Origin of the sequence: Microcoleus sp. CAWBG27 (assembly GCF_020883145.1) — a bacterium.
Taxonomy (GTDB): Bacteria; Cyanobacteriota; Cyanobacteriia; order Cyanobacteriales; family Microcoleaceae; genus Microcoleus.
In genome coordinates this window covers 327,833-344,526 of sequence record NZ_JAHREU010000001.1, presented here as the reverse complement: position 1 = coordinate 344,526, position 16,694 = coordinate 327,833, and the positions used below count along the sequence as shown (strand labels likewise).

7 protein-coding genes are annotated in these 16,694 nt (G+C 44.8%); 5 read left to right on the top strand and 2 right to left on the bottom strand.

Annotated elements, in window-relative coordinates:
• The first annotated feature begins 53 nt into the window (after positions 1-53).
• The 3 genes from QZ938_RS01355 (at position 54) to QZ938_RS01345 (ending at position 7,359) form a co-directional block, all read left to right on the top strand.
• Positions 54-5,561: a filamentous hemagglutinin N-terminal domain-containing protein gene (locus tag QZ938_RS01355; protein ID WP_293346441.1), complete on the top strand. Its 5,508-nt coding sequence runs from the start codon at positions 54-56 to the stop codon at positions 5,559-5,561.
• A gap of 10 nt (positions 5,562-5,571) precedes the next feature.
• Positions 5,572-6,237 carry a CHAT domain-containing protein gene (locus tag QZ938_RS01350; protein ID WP_293346444.1) on the top strand — a complete coding sequence of 222 codons (666 nt, stop codon included), beginning with the start codon at positions 5,572-5,574 and terminating at the stop codon, positions 6,235-6,237.
• A 111-nt stretch (positions 6,238-6,348) separates the two neighbouring features.
• Positions 6,349-7,359 carry a hypothetical protein gene (locus tag QZ938_RS01345; protein WP_293346447.1) on the top strand — a complete coding sequence of 337 codons (1,011 nt, stop codon included), beginning with the start codon at positions 6,349-6,351 and terminating at the stop codon, positions 7,357-7,359.
• A gap of 600 nt (positions 7,360-7,959) precedes the next feature.
• Here QZ938_RS01345 and QZ938_RS01340 read toward each other — a convergent pair.
• Together QZ938_RS01340 and QZ938_RS01335 are read right to left on the bottom strand one after the other, a co-directional pair.
• Entirely contained in the window at positions 7,960-8,526 is a 567-nt protein-coding gene (locus QZ938_RS01340; RefSeq protein WP_293148679.1) for an RNA-binding protein, read from the bottom strand.
• Positions 8,527-9,494: 968 nt separating this feature from the next.
• Complete coding sequence (locus QZ938_RS01335; protein WP_293346450.1) at positions 9,495-11,981, bottom strand: zinc metalloprotease HtpX; 2,487 nt, start codon at positions 11,979-11,981, stop codon at positions 9,495-9,497.
• 326 nt (positions 11,982-12,307) lie between these two features.
• On the opposite strand from QZ938_RS01335, the gene QZ938_RS01330 reads away from it, so the two are divergent.
• On the top strand, positions 12,308-15,241 hold the full coding sequence (locus QZ938_RS01330) for a hypothetical protein (RefSeq protein ID WP_293346453.1): 2,934 nt from the start codon (positions 12,308-12,310) through the stop codon (positions 15,239-15,241).
• Positions 15,242-15,492: 251 nt separating this feature from the next.
• Positions 15,493-16,686, top strand: coding sequence for a transposase (locus tag QZ938_RS01325; protein ID WP_293346456.1), 1,194 nt, complete (start codon positions 15,493-15,495; stop codon positions 16,684-16,686).
• Positions 16,687-16,694 lie beyond the last annotated feature (8 nt).

The window sequence follows — 16,694 nt, the reverse complement described above, 5'->3', positions numbered from 1 at the left end:
AAACCCCTGGCGGACTATCGGATGGTGCAAAATATCATCTACTAACAAAAACTATGAAATTACCCGATAAAAACAATCTATTTTTCCTAACATTCCTCTCCTTCAGCACCTTAGCAACTTGGGAAACAGGACTTTTCACCCAATCTCAAACAGCCACAGCCCAAATCACCCCCGCCACCGACGGAACCAATACTCAAATCACCCCAAATGGCAATCAATTCAACATTCAAGGTGGTCAACAATCCAGCGACGGCACAAATCTATTTCACAGTTTCCAACAATTTGGTTTAACTCAAGGACAAACCGCTAACTTTATCTCAAATCCCAGTATCCGCAATATTTTAGGGCGCGTTGTCGGTGGCGATGCTTCGATAATTAACGGCTTGATTCAAATTACGGGCGGCAATGCCAATTTATTTTTAATGAATCCGGCGGGGATTGTTTTAGGTGCAAATTCCAGCTTAAATATTCCCGGTTCTTTCACCGCGACTACTGCTACAGGAATTGGTTTCGGCAATAACTGGTTTAATGCTGTTGGTACGAATAATTATGCACAATTAGTCGGAAGCCCGAACACATTTGCTTTTACAAATTTACAGCCGGGAGCAATTATCAATTTAGGCAGTTTGGCTGTGAAACAGGGGCAGAATTTAACTTTGTTGGGCGGGACAATAGTAAGTACGGGACAACTTTATGCACCGGGAGGAAATATTACTATTGCTGCGGTTCCGGGTGAGAATTTAGTCAGAATTAGCCAACCGGGAAATTTATTGAGTTTGGAGATTCAGCCGCAATCTGCTGCGGGAAGTTTGTCTCAAAATTTGGTATTGCCAGTTGCATCTTTGCCAGAATTATTAACTCGTCCAGGAGTCAGCGTAACGGGGATAAATGTTAATGCTCAAGGGCAAGTAGTATTAACTGCTTCTGGTACTCAATTAAAAAATGGGGATGCTTTTTTAAACGGAACTATTAGTACCTTATCTACAACTGATAAAATCAATAGTGGCTCCGTGCTTCTACAGGCTCTCGGTAATATTATTACAACAGATATTAATACTAAATGGTTCGGCGCATTAGGCAGGGGAAATTCTGGCAATATCACTATTACTAGCATGGCAGGAGGCATAAACACTACTGCTGGCACTTTATCTAGTTATTCGTATAATGGCAATGCTGGTAATATAACACTCAATGCCCAACAAAATATTGTCACTGCCAGTTTAGAATCAGCACTCGATCAATATGTAACTGGTTATGTCAAAACAGGAAACTCTGGTAATATTTCGATTACTAGCACGGGAGGTTCCATCGATACCAGTGCTGGAGGTTTAGACAGTAGAGCAAATAATGGTAATGCCGGTTCCGTTACGCTACAAGCTAAGAATAATATTACTACTGCTGAGATAATAACTCTTCTTTTGGGCGGAACAAGTGGTAATAGTGGCAATATTTTGATCGTAAGTACAGAAGGAAGCATAAATCTTAATGGCGGTAGATTATATAATAGAAATTCTCAACTAGATAATCTTGCTTACAAATTAGATACAGGAATTACATTCGGACAAGGAGGCTCTATTTATCTGGAAGCAAAAAATGATATTACAACTGGTATAATCTATACTAGAGTTGCTAATAATGGAGTTGGAGTAAGTGGTAATATTTCTATTTTAAGTAGAGCAGGAAATATCAATGTCAGCGGTGCACAAGTGTCAACCAATTCTGACAATAATAATGGTGGTGCAATCAGATTGGAGGCTAATGGCAATATTAATGCCAATCAAATTTCTACGACTGGTAGGCAAGAAGGTGGTGCAATAAGTCTTAAAAGTGGTGGTTCGATTAATTTGGATTCGCTCAATGCTGATGGCGAAAATAGCAGAGGTGGAAATATTACGGTTCAAGCTCAAAATGGTATTCAAATATCACCGGCTAATCCAATTTTTTCTCGTTCTTCGGTTGGCAATGGTGGCAATATTATTCTATTCAACACTAATGGCAATGTTAATATTGGAGGTATAAATACTGAGTCTAAAGCACAAGGTGGCAATATTGACATTACTAATACTAATGGTAACATCAATACAAATCAGTTGGTGGCAGGTGCTTATGTACAAGGCACTCCGCCATTCACAACTCAAACTGGGGGTAATATTAATGTAAGTGCTGGTGGCAATATTACTACTACTATTGTTGCGTCACAAGCTCAACAACAAAGTGGTTCAATAAATCTTAATAGTAATGGTTCTATAAATACTCAAAATCTGTTTACTGTAGGCAATAATAATGGTGGAAATATTACTCTCAAAAGCGGTGCCGCGATCAATACTACTGCTGGATTTATAAATGCAATGGGTGGTAATAATGGGGGTAATATTTCTCTCGAAGCTACGGGGAATATCAATACAGGCGGAATTGGCAGCGCTCTATTATTAAGCGGATTCAACGCTAATAGTGGCAATCTTCGCATTCAAAGTGGCGGCAATGTTAACACAACTGCTGGCCCAATTATTACTGCGGCAGCCAATGGTAGAGGTGGAAATGTAACCATAGATGCTAAAGGAACTCTGGCGACTTATACTATTAATTCTCGCACTTTTTCTACCAATACTAATGCGATCGGTGGCAATATCGATCTCACAGCAAAGGAATCCATTACTGCGGCGGGAAATATCGAGACTAACCGCAATAATATTACATTTAATGCTCCGTTAAGATTGGCGAATGACCTGTCTGTAAAAATCTCTGGTACAGGTGACATAACTTGTAAGTCTACAGTTGATGGGCCGTACAATCTGACGGTTAAACCTGATACGGGAATGGCTCAATTTTTCGCTCCTATCGGTAACGCGACTCCTCTCAATAGCGTCAAAATTGAAAATAATATTACAAGAACGACTGCGGCAATCAATATTTCTACAACCAATAATATTACTACGCAAAATATTACTTCTCCATTGGGAATTTCTTTGTACAGTGAGAAGGGAGCAATTCAAACGGGGAATCTTAATTCTAGTTCCTCTACTAATGGTGGAAATATTAGTCTAAATGCTGGTGGCAATATTACTGTCAATCAAATTAACAGTCAGAGCATGGGTAATGGTAGAGGTGGAGATATCTATGTTTGGACTGAAAAGTTTTTTCGATTAATCAATTCTTTTTCAGATAGAAATGGGGTTGTTGCTAGCATTTCCTCTGCTGGAGGTGCTGGGGATAAAGGCGGTACAATTTTGCTGCGTCACGGCGGTAATGGACTGACGCCTTTTATTGTTGGCAATTCAACAACTAACGGAACTGCTGGTGCTATTACTAGGGGAAATAGCACGGCTGAGTCAAAAATTTCGTCGGGTAATAGCTATCTTTATACACACAAACAGGATACAGAAAAGATTGAAGTTCGATCGATACCAAATCCTCAGCCATCACCAACACCGACTCCTTCGGCAACACCGACTCCTTCGGTAACACCGACTCCTGCAACTACTTCAGCGCCTGCGCCTGCACCTGCAACGACTCCAACACCTGCACCTGCAACGACTCCAACACCTGCACCTGCAACGACTCCAACACCTGCAACGACTGCAAGCACTTCTGCAACCACTCCAACACCTGCAACCACTCCAACACCTGCAACCACTCCAACACCTGCAACCACTCCAACACCTGCAACCACTCCAACGACTGCAAGCACTCCTGCAACCACTCCAACGACTGCAAGCACTTCTGCAACCACTCCAACGACTGCAACGACTCCAGCGCCTGCACCTGCAACTACTCCAGCGCCCGCAACGACTCCAGCACCTGAAGCTGCAACTGCACCTGCACCTGCAACTGCTGCGCTTGACCCGATCGCGATTGCTAGTCCCTCGCCGACAACAACCGCACCATCCCCCGCACCTTTACTTATACCCAGACGCCAGCCACCACAGGCTTTATCCCCCGCCACCACCCCATCTCCAACACCCGAAATCGCAACTCCCACCCCAACACCCGAAATCGCATCCCCAACACCCACAATCTCGATCGCAACCGCAACCCCAACTCCATCCCCAACACCCGAAATCGCGCCGATCGACCTTTCCCCCATCGAAGAACTGCTAAACACCAATTTCTTCACACTCCCGCCCCGTACAACCCGCACACAGCCCTCACTCCCAACAATACCAAGCGCTGCCGATCGCATACCCGCCGCGCCCGCAATTCCTCCCATCGCACAACTCACCGCCCCGATCGCACCTCCCAGCCCGATCGCACCTCCCAGCCCGATCGCACTCCCAAGCCCGATCGCACCAAATCCAACACCCGCACCCCTACAATCGCCTTACAATCCGCCTGTAGCAGCAATTCCACCTGTAATTGCACCCTCTTTCTCTCCCATTCCCGCACCCATTTCTCCAGTCGCAGCAGCACCCGCCCAAAGCGAAAATCCGCAACAAGATTTAGCCTTTTTAATTGGCGATTTATTAGGAGCAAAAACCAGTATCACTCTAAATCCTCAAACCGGAAGCCAAACTTTTAATTGGGCATTTAATAATCCCCAAAACAATTTCTCTCTCACACCACCGCCTATTCAAAAAACAGCAGAACTCACTTTAATAACGCCTCCAGAAAACCCGCCAGAAAACCCGCCACCGCCAAGCTCTTCTCTTTCCGAAAAACCCGACGGATGGATAATCTTAACACCTACTCCTGCGCCTACTATTGAGCCACCAGTTACTGAAATCGAGCCTAATTACTTGGCAAACATTCCCGACGAAACTACTCCGCAGCCAACTCCAGCACCAACTCCAGCACCAACTCCGCAGCCAACTCCAGCACCAACTCCAGCACCAACTCCAGCACCAACTCCAGCACCAATTCCTACTCCAGCACCCGCACCAACTCCAGCAGCCCAAACTCCCCCACCCGCAGATATCCCAAATCTTATTCCCTTAGAAATCAGCAGGTTTAGTGTCGAACAAACCTTAGATCGAAACAATGCGAATGAAGCTGTCCCCCTAATTGACAAACTCTTTGAACAAGACTATGAAAATTATTATGAGGAAGATTTTACGGACAAAAAAGTAACGGTTGAATATTTGAGAGAAACTCTCAAAACTATCAAAGAGGAAACCGGGAAACAAGCTGTAATTGTTTATGCGATCGTCCGTCTTGAACAATTGTCGCTAGTGTTAGTAGTTCCTGACGGCCCTCCTGTTATCAGAAATATCCCTGTTGACAGCAAAGAATTGCTAGCAACAGTGACTGAGTTTCACCGCTCGTTAGCTAAACCCAATGACTTGGAAGATCCAGAATATCTAGCAAATGCTCAGCAACTTTACCAGTGGTTAATTGCACCGATTCGTTCAGAGTTAGAAGGGCTAAATATCGATACGCTAGTTTTTTCCTTCGATGCTGGTTTGCGACAATTACCGCTTGCAGCTTTGCACGACGGCAAGCAATTTCTAGTAGAAAAGTACAGCGTCGGTTCAATTCCCAGTGTTAGCTTGACTAATACCAGTTATCAAAGTTTGAAAAACGCTCGAGTTTTAGCAATGGGCGCTTCCTTAATTTCCCCATACTAATAAAAAGGAGTTGCGTGCGGTGCCGATCGAATTATCTGCGATCGCCGGTACCGCAAGCAACACCCAAAATGCTGGTGAATTACCGCTGTGGCGCGGCCGCTTTTTTCTCAATCAAGATTTTACCGTGGAAAATCTCACGAAACAGCGACAGCAACAGCAACAGCCTTTTGACATTGTTCACCTAGCTACTCACGCTAGCTTTCCGCTCAATCAAAACGGACGCAACGAGGCTGAGATTGACTTGTGGAAGCGCTCTTTGGCTCTGGATCAATTTCGGTTGGCGAAGTGGTACGATCGCAGGCAAGTACAGTTATTGGTGCTGAGTGCGTGCGAAACTGCGATCGGCAATAGTGAGGCAGAAATGGGTTTTGCTGGACTGGCAGTCCGCAGCGGTGTAAAATCAGCTTTGGCGAGTTTGTGGAAAGTTAATGATTTCGCGACTTTGGGGCTGATGACTGAGTTTTATGCTAATTTGCGATCGGCTCCCATTAAGGCTGAAGCCCTCAGACAAGCTCAACTAACGATGATTCGCCAACAGGTCGCGATTAAAGATGGTAAGTTGGTGGGGAGTCAAAAAAGGGCGATCGATCTTACTCGGGCGGGAAAAGTACCAAATTCAGATTTATCTCATCCCAATTTTTGGGCGGGATTTACACTAATTGGCAGTCCTTGGTAATCAATTAGCGCGCATCTCATTTTAATACCAAATTGTCAAAAAATCTTTTTTGCACAAATGAGATGCTCGCTAGCCAAACGTCAAACTAAACTCTTTAGCCAAGCAAAAACTATGAGCAACTTTACTAAAATATTCAAGTCAAAAGATAAATCCTCAATCACCTTGGGTTTAGAGGAATCCGTCGCAGCGATCGCACTTGTCGCAGCCGAGGCTAATTCCCCTGATGCCGATGCAGATCTCTTAGAAAGCATACTTTGGGATTCAGAAATATTTGCTGAATTCTCGGAAGAGGATATGTCAGAAATGTTCCAACATTTGGCAAATATTATCGCGGAAGATGGTTTGGGAGGATTATTTAATACGGCTTGTGAATCGCTGCCAGATGAGTTGGTGTTAGATACTTTTGCCATCACCGTAGCAATGTTTGTCGCAGACAATGAAGTATCTAAAAAACACCGGGATTTTCTCAAGGAATTTCAAGGAGTATTAGGTGTAGACGATGAGGAAGCCAAGCAAATTATCGAGGATGTAATTGACGCATACTCGCAAATAGAAATCGAAGAGTCTGATTTCGAGGTCGAGGAGCCGTTGTACCTATCTGCTAAAGGCAATTTTACGGTTTCGATTCCTGTTGACAAGGAACGAGGCGGTAGAATAGAGGATGGAGATGGCTATGTTGCATTTTCTGATGACTTTGGTGTTTTGCTGAAAATTGATTATCTCCAGATTGCTAGCGATATCGAAGAATTCATCGAGTCAGCGGGCGAACTAGCATATCTCAGACCGTTTCTCAACAATTTTATTGAGCAGACAATTCTTGATAAATTTGCCAACTCTGATTTACTCTATACCGAATATTTAGAAGATGAGCAAGCTTATTTTGCAGTAGTCGATTTGCCTGGAGGCGCAACTCTTAGCGTGCAAAATAATGATGACCAAGTTACTGCGCTGGATGCTTACCGGGGATTTATGGCTTTTATCGTTGACGATTTTTGCTACACGGTAAGTTGTCAGCGAGTTTATCAGGACAAGGATGAATTGGGTTCTCTTGAGTCGGAGGTTGAGGGCATTATGAACAATATTTTTGATTTCATTGAGACGATCGAATTCTCTGAAGTTTAATAAACTTGACTTATCGTGGATTGAGGGAAAGTTAAAGTATTGAACAATTAATCCCTCATATCAAATCCGATTGATTACCATCACAAAAACCGTTTGTAGTGCGTCGGGAGTGTCCGCAGCATAAAGCGGACTGAAGTCCGCACTACAAACCTTACTTATTGGGGTCAGTCGCTCGGACATGATATCATATCAAATCCGATTCCATTGCTATTCATCTCTATCTTCTCTCTCTGTGCCCTCTGCGCCCTCTGCGGTTAAATCATTCCGATACAACCGGAAACGATATCAATCCCTCAATCTCAAATTGCAAAAGGTGCGTCGCCAGGAGATTTTTCATTGAATGCTTGAGATTAACCCAGGCGACACACCCTACAAATACTCGCGATTATCGATCGCAAAAGGTGCGTCGCCATCAGATTTTTCATTGAATGCTAGAGATTAACCCAGGCGACACACCCTACAAATACTCAATCTCAAGAGGTTTTTGCAATAAAATAGTGCGATCGAGAATTAGGCTTTTTGCCCAATTCTCGATCGCACTTCCAACTCAAAGCACTCAACCGCAGTCGAGAGATAGCAGCAATTAGCCGCCCTATGCGACTAATTAGTAGTCTGAGCTTCCACCAATCTTTGCTTGAGTTCTTCCAAAGCGCTCGCCCAGCGCGGATCTGGCTGCACCGAACCGGAATCAGCACTCGAAACCGTTGTTGTTGACTGATTGCGGCGAGACTTGTTGTTGTCACCCCGACGGCGATTGCTTTTGCTAGAACCGCCACCTCCACCTTGGGTAGGAGGAGCCGAGCGCTGCTGTTGCTGCGGTGCAGGGATTGGTTGCGACGGCGACGATGATGCCAACTGCGGGGCAGCAGGCGATGATGACTGTTGCTGATCGTCTTCGCCCTTCTCAGATTTACCCTTAGAGCGAGGCAATGCCTTCTCTATTTTCAGGGGGTTTTCTTTGAACATCAAGCCGTTGTATTTCTCAATAACTTGATCTGCTTGTTCGTCGGTTAGCACCGTCACAAAACCAAATCCCCTGCATTTACCAGTTTTGCGGTCTGTAATTACCTTTGTGGTAACAGATTCGCCTTCTGGTGCAAAAACTTCTTGCAGTTCTAGGCGATCGAGTTCCTTCGGTAGATTACCAACATAAAGACGAATAGACATGAAAAATTCCTCCAGATTGGGATTTTAATTAGTTTGCTCGAACGAAATTACCTGAAGTCAAATCAATATTGACCGCAGGGAAACACCGCATAACCACAGAATTTGCACATTCCTCCCACCAACCTTGACAGCTCCCCCCACCTTTTAGAACAAAAAGATGATTTACTCTGATCGTGCCGGAACTGAACCGCCAATGCAGAGAGCTTTTAAATCTCAGGTTGTTGTGTAAACTTTTAGTCATCACTCAAATGTTTAGGCTATTGGCTGTTCTGTATTACTTGCTTTCGGTTTTGATTCAGAATGTTTATAGCCAGCGCCGTGTAGAAATTTATGTCCAAGGATGTCAATTGCGAGCGATCGGAATGCCAGTATTCAGTCTAATACAGTGAGGGAGAAAATCGCTAACATTTTTTCAGCCAGTAATCTTACCTCACTTCTAATCTCGCTCCTAATGTTGAGGACTACTCACTTACCCGGTATCCCTCAAATCGGGCCCGGCAGTGTCCGACCATTCTTTAAAGGTATCACAGCCTTGGTAACAGAGCTAGTTATTTAGGAAGATTTCATGCTGTATTGAACGAAAACCGTATCTGAATCACTTTTCTGAATTTATCCCCCAGAGCTAAATAGGCTGTCGAAAAAAAACAGCCGACAGGCGGCTGGCTGAACTTGCTGTGTTGGGAGGTTGACAATTTTTACGCAATGCCTTAGCGATTGTAGCCAACTGAAGTTATTGCGCTATTTGGTTCAATCCGATTCATGTAAATAAATGTAACAGAGTGTTGGCAAAAAAGCAACATTTCTTTACGAAGGGTAGATCGGTTGACAGTTGACAGTTGACAGTTGACAGTTGACAGTTGACAGTTGACAGTTGACAGTTGTCCGTCATATTCAATAAAGGTAGGTTGTTGCGCTTGGGCGCTCTTTCATATAGACAAGAGCGCCCAAGCGCAACTACGTACCTTGTCTCATCTTCCGCCTTGGATAATGATGTACGCGCCCCAAATCGCAGCAGCAAAGGCCAAAATCGCAGACCAAATCGGATGTCCGCTATCACTAACGGGCCCTTCTTGACTGCGGAGAGTTTCCAGGTCGATCGCCACAGTAGCACCCCGACGCAGCCAACCAGTCGCCACAACCGGTTTTCCGATCAAATCGCTGGGGCGAGTCGTCTGTTTGAGCAAAAATGGGTATAAAGAGCCGATCGGGCCAATCCTCGAAACATAGTGCAACCTCACCAAACCCGTCGCCGTTTGCAAAATCAAATCCTGTCCCAGCCAATTGTCAATACCAGTCCTACCCAAAAGTTGCCCGGAAAGCTGCACTGGTTGAGCATCTACGGGCAGAGTTGCGGGATTTGACAAAATTTCGGGTAAACTTGGCGAAGCGGTTTTTCGTGGAATAATGTCGGGGAAAAAATGATTGATCCGCAGCAAAGTACCGAGACAAAATCCGATCGGCAAACAGCCCCAAAGAATGGATCTATCGCCCAAAAGCCAATCGAATTGCCAAATACTCGTTTTGGAAAAAATCCAGCTAATCAACCACAGCACTCCGACGATAGCCAAACTCATCGGAATCCCAAAAAACGGCGCACCCTGTAAAAATAGTTTTGAGTCTTTAAATTCGAGTATGGATTTAAACAGAGATAATTTTCCTATTTTGGGTTTTTCCGGCGACAGACTCGCCAAATCTAACTCAGTCTCCAGTTTCCAGAATTGAGCGTAGAGTTCCAACAGCTTGAAACGCTCTCCCATCAAAGGATGCGTGTTATTAACCGTCAAAAGAGCGCGATCGGGATTGGCGACATCCCACAGCAAAATCTGTTGTAGGGGCGCGCGCAATGCAGCACCACCAAAGGTTACAGCTTGGGCGACGCCGACGGGTAACAACAAATCGAAACTTTCGAGGAAAAAGCTAGTTTGTTTTTGCTGTTCGATATTTGCAGCAATGCCGATCGCAATTTTAGTCAGTGCTCGCGTCAAACCGTTGGGATTGCCGGTAATTTCTGCGGAAGTGCGATCGCTAAAATATACTCTGCGACGCGACAACCAAAACATCGGCCAACGTAATAATTTATAAATCCCGTAACTGGTGGCAGAAATTGCAGCGGTGACAACTCTGACAGTACGACGCAAAAAGTCGATCGTCATTAAATCGCACAACCGCTCGCCCCAGTATGCAGTCTGCCAATATATAAGGTAAGGAATCTGAAGCACCAACACCGCCAGCGACATCGGCGCAAAATCCCAGTGAGAAATATGCGCCAACTCCCGCGCCAAAATTGCGGCAATTTCCTCATCCGTTAATTGATCTAACAGCCCTTGACTGACAGCAATCCGAGCAAAACGGGGAAAACAGCCGTAACTGAAAGCTACAGGAACATTTAGCGGCAAAAGTTTCAGCACAGGGGTTCGCATATTTTGCTTAGTGCAAAAACTGCGGAGTACCCGAGAAGCTTCTTTGCTGTGCTTGGATAAAACTGAGCCGCGCAGGTTTTCGATACCGCAAAAAAGTTTTAGCAGCGCATCTATCAGCCAGGGAGAAGAAGCCAAAAGCAATCCGAAAACAAACTGGAGGAAGAAAGTTGTATCTCGGTAAAAAAGCTGAATTGGCTGAAAAATTGGCAATCTAGTAAATATGTAAAGCTGAACTAATAGAGCATTGGTATTTGTCAACAGGAATTGTAGGATTAATCGAGCTAGGAAAAATAGGGCGATCGCACTTGCAACAGCTTCCACTCGAAAATTCAGCAACTTTAGCGGTTTGAGGGGGCGCGGACTTTTGGTGCGCCCGGGTTCGCGCCAAGTAAGTTCGTAGGTATCCGGGCTGGCGAATCCGGGGATATCTGTTGGGGAACCGGAACTGTTTTCGCCGCTAGTTTCTGTATCGATTTCTGTTTCTGTAGGGGCGGTGGATGGTGCGGGCCCGCCCTCTAGTGTCGGGTGAATCGGCGGTTTGGGGGGTGGAGGTGGCGGTGAAATATGTGTAGATTTGGTGTTTGCTGGCGTGGCAATCGGATCTAAGGGTGAAAATCCAGTTTTTTTATCTGCGGTTTGTATATCGCCCTCAAGCGTTTTCTTAGCCGATTCTGTTGGTGAATCAAAGGCGACAAAGCCGGTTTCTGGTGTAGTTTGTGGCGGTTTTGGGGAAGTTAATTCTTTTGTTAATTCTTTTAAAGTGCGATCGGCCCAGGTTTTGATTTGGGTGTTGGGGATTTTGGTAAGGGAAGTACACAGGGCGATCGCGCTTTTGAGATTACCCGTTGCTTTGTACGCCGCCACCAATCCCATTTGGGCGCGGATTCCGGGCGGTTGATTTGCTGCGGTTTGGCTGACAGATTCCAAAAGGGCGATCGCGCTTTGGTAATCTTTTTGTTTCAAAGCAGCTAACCCAGCCTCTAGAGACTGTTTCAGAGATGAATCCGCCGAATTTTGATTGTTTGGAGATGCCATAACTTTAAACAGTTGACAGTTGACAGTTGACAGTTGACAGCGAAGTGATAAGAACCGAGATTTAAACTCCGTTCTTATCACAATCTGCCTTCATGAGTAAGGGCTTCAAACTCCGCTATTCTGTGATTGCGCTTGCGTCTTGTTTAGGATAGCTTGGGCGATCGATAGATTACAGTTTTAGCACAGCTCTATTTCGCTGTCGTATTCTCTTTAGTCCGCGGAGGCGGACTTGGTTCGTGTAGCCGCGGTTTCAACCGCCGGGTCAACCGCCGGGGGAATCACCGGGTTTTAATCTACAATTAAAGTAACTCCTCACCCGAACAAATATGCCGATCGACGACGAAGACTTTGAAAGCGAATATATTAGTGACGATCGCAAACTGCAACTCTTCACAGACAGACACGAATTTACTCAACGATTTGCCTCTTATTTAAACGATGACCCCTCTCCCGCAAAAATTTTGTATTTTTTCGGGGATGGAGGCAACGGCAAGTCATTGCTCCTCAAACACTTGGAATATCACTGCTGCAAAAGATTTTCCCCTCAAGTTTGGCAACAATGGCGCGCACTCCCAGAATCAAGAGCCGCCGAAGTTGCTAATTTTGTCCGCCATGCCGAACCGAAAACCTATACTCCCATCCCCGCAGTCAGACACGATTTCGGATTGATACCGATTAAAGAAGATAAACCCCAAGATAGATTTTACGGCTTGCTGATGTTGCGGCGAAATGTGGCAGAAGCAGCAAAGAAATATAAATTTAAATTTCCCAATTATGATTTTGCTTGCTTTTGGTATTTGCTGAACAAAGGCGAGTCTGATGCAACTCTCAACCAACTTTTCCCCAACGATTTGATTGATTTTTTGACACCTGTAGTTGAAACCTTTGCCGGATTTCCCGTGGTGTCGCAAGTAGCGGCGGGGCTGAAATTAATCGATAAATTCGGTGGCATTAAGCGAACGATGAAATTAATTCAAACGCGGTTGGGTGTCAGCGACGAAAAAGCTGATGAAATTCGCCACAAAGATATTGATACTGAATTAATCGACTGTTTGCCGAAATTGTTTGCAGGTGATTTGAATGCGGCAATGACTGGTAGAAACAAACCCGATCGCCTGGTGATGCTGTTCGATACTCACGAGAAAATGTGGGATGAAAAACGCAATTCTCAAGGCGCAACTTTTTGGTATCAAGATGAGTGGTTTCGGCGGTTGCTGAGGGCATTGGATTACAAATTGGGAATTGTGGTTGCGGTGGCGGGGCGAGATTGTCCTGTCACACAACTGCGGTGGCCGAATGCGCCGAAGTTTCCGATTCCTGAAGATTATATAGATGCCCAATTGGTTTGGCATTTGTCTCCCGCCGATGCTAGGGATTACCTGCACAAAGTGGAGATTGACAAGGCTGATTTGGCAGATGCTGTGATTAAATATGCCAGTGTCAATCCCGATGATAGTTGGGAGAATTTGCAGGTACATCCGTTTTATTTGGGTTTGTGCGCGGATGTGGTGCTGGCAGAAAGAAGGCGGGGAGTTGAGTTGCTGTCGTCGGATTTTGCGCGGATTCCGAAGTTGGAAAATAAGACGGCGGAGTTAACCGATCGGTTGCTGAGTTATGTGGATCGCGAAGTGCGATCGGCGGTGCATTCGCTGACTGCTTGCCGCGCTTTTGATCAGGATTTGTACGTGAAATTGGGAGGGGGTTGTCACTTCCAGGCAAGTAGTGCCAATTTTGAGGTTTTGACTGGTTTTTCCTTTGTGTGGAAATCGGAAAAGCGGGGGGATAATTGGTATCGGATTCACGATTTATTGCGGCGGTTGGATGCGGAAAGGGATAATCCGAAAACTCGCAGGGCTCATGAAGTTTTAGAGGGGCATTATCGGGAAGTGGAGGATGCGGCGGAGGCAATTTTTCATGCTAACCGGTTGGATTGGTTGCGGGGTGTGAAGGAATGGGACAAGGTGTTTAATGGAGCTTTGAACAAGAGTCGTTATGGGCAATGCAAGTCACTGCTAGGAGTAAGAGAGGAGTTGTGGATTAAAAGTGATTATTGGCTGGGACTGATTTCACGAGCTGAAGGATTTTACTATACTATAGTACATCGATATGCAGAAGCAAAACAAGAGTATTTGGAGGCAATTACAGCTTACGAACGCGAACTCATCACAAATCCTGACGATCGAAATACGCTCCGCAGCAAAGGGTTTGTGCTGCTGAGTATGGGTCAGTTACAGATGGGTATAGGAGAATTTGAGGCTGCAAAACAGTCTTTCTCAGATGCGATTGATACCTGTAATTTAGCTTTACTCATTTCACCGGATTATATTAGTGTTTTCAACACCAAAGGGCTGGTGCTGTGGTCTTTGGGTGGTGTGCAGATAAGCCTAAAAGAATTTGAGGCTGCAAAACAGTCTTTCTCAGATGCAATCGCAGTCTTAAATTCTGCTTTAATTATTGCACCGGATGAGAATTATTTTCTTAACAGTAAAGGGAATGTGTTGGGAAGTCTGGGTGATTTGCAAGTCGAGCTAAGTGAATTTGAGGAGGCAAAACAGTATTACTCAGATGCGATCGCAGCCTATGATTCTGCTTTAATTATTGAACCGGATCATATCGGTAATCTCAACAACAAAGGGAATAAGCTGAGAAGTCTGGGTGATTTAGAAGTCAAGCTAAGTGAATTTGAGGAGGCAAAACAGTATTACTCAGAGTCGATCACAGTCTTTGATTCTGCTTTAGTTATTGCACCGGATGATATCAGTATTCTCCAAAATAAAGGGAATCTGCTGCTAAGTCTAGGTCAGTTGCAAGCACAGCTAAGTGAATTTGATGTGGCAAAACAGTCTTACTTTGATGCGATCGCTACCTATAATTCTGCTTTAGTTATTGTACCGGATAATTCAGGATGGTTTAACAACAAAGGGCTTGCGCTGCAATGGCTGGGTGATTTGCAGGCAAAGCTAAGTGAATTTGAGGCGGCAAAAAAGTCTTACTTTGAGGCGATCGCAGCCTATAATTCTGCTTTAATTATTGCACCGGATGATATCTGGATTCTCAACAAAGGGAATGCGCTGCGAAGTCTGGGTGATTTGCAAGAACAATTATCCGATCGACAGGAAGCACTCAAGAGTTGGCAAGAGGCGCTCGAAATGTTCGATCGATATTTAGCAATTGCTCCTGACAACGATCGTCTTCGCGATAGTCGCGATTCACTGCAAGAATCTATCAATAATTTGGGTGAGGATACTGTCAGCAGTTAGCCCGATGCGAAGGAGTAAAGACGCGGCATTCAGGAGGCGGATGTGTCGAGTTAACTTACCAAAAAACTGGGTCTAAAGCCCCCTTACTTCCACCCTTCTGCTACGCGGTTTCTGAGCGTAGTCGAAGGGCAGGACGGCGATCCGCTGACTCACAGCACCTTATAGGACAGATTTAATTTTCCGAGTGTAAAGATTCTCAAAGATTCAACTTTTGTAGCCACAATTGTCTGTAAGCAAGATAAAATCATTCCATGATTGTATTAGAGTTCAAGTTAAAAGGTAAACCACAGCAGTATCGGGTCGTAGACGAAATGATCCGAACAGCTCAGTTTGTCCGAAACAAAGCTCTAAGGTACTGGATCGATAATCAGGGAGTTAAGTTATCGGACTTATACAAACAATGCGCCATCATGGCGAAAGAGTTTGAATGGGCAGGAAAACTTAACTCAATGGCGCGTCAAGCTTCGGCGGAACGCGCCATTTTTGCTATTCAACGTTTCTTTGCTAATTGTAAAGCTAAGAAGCCTGGGAAAAAAGGATATCCACAATTCAAAAAGAATACCCGTTCCGTAGAATACAAAACATCAGGATGGGCACTTTCCACCGACAAAAGATGTCTAACTTTCACAGACGGTTTTGCTGCGGGAACCTTCAGATTACTGGGTAGTCGAGATTTGCACTTCTATGCGCCCAAGGAAATAAAGCGAATCAGGGTAATTCGTCGTGCCGACGGTTACTACGCTCAATTCTGTGTCAACGTAGAACGAACAGAGGCATTAGTTCCTACGGGAAAAGCAATTGGCATAGATGTGGGGTTAAGCCATTTCTATACCGATAGTGCAGGAGAAACAATTCCAAATCCTCGGCATTTGCGTAAAAGTGAAAAAGATTTAAAGCGGTTGCAAAAACGAGTTTCTCGAAAAAAGAAAGGTTCCAGTAATCGCAAGAAAGCCATCAATAAGTTAGGCAGAAAACACCTGAAAGTTAGTAGGCAACGTAAAGACTTCGCTATTAAGACAGCGTTGTGCGTAGTGAAATCTAACGATTTCGTAGCCTACGAAAATCTTCAAGTAAAAAATATGGTGAAGAACCATAAACTTGCTAAATCTATTAGCGATGCAGCATGGTCACAGTTTGCCCAGTGGTTGCAATATCTTGGGAAAGTGTACGGTAAAACAGTGGTTGCTGTTGCCCCTCAGTACACTTCCCAAGATTGTTCAAGTTGTGGAAATCGTGTTCAGAAATCGCTGTCAGTCAGAACTCATGTTTGCCGTTGCGGTGCAGTATTAGACCGCGACCACAATGCAGCTTTGAATATTTTGGCGAAAGGACTGAAGCAAGCTGGAATTAATTTAAATACGGTGGGGCACACCGGAATTAACGCTTGGGGACAGACCGACCTCTACTCGCTGGTGGTGACATCAATGAGCAAGTTGACTGATTGATCCAAGAA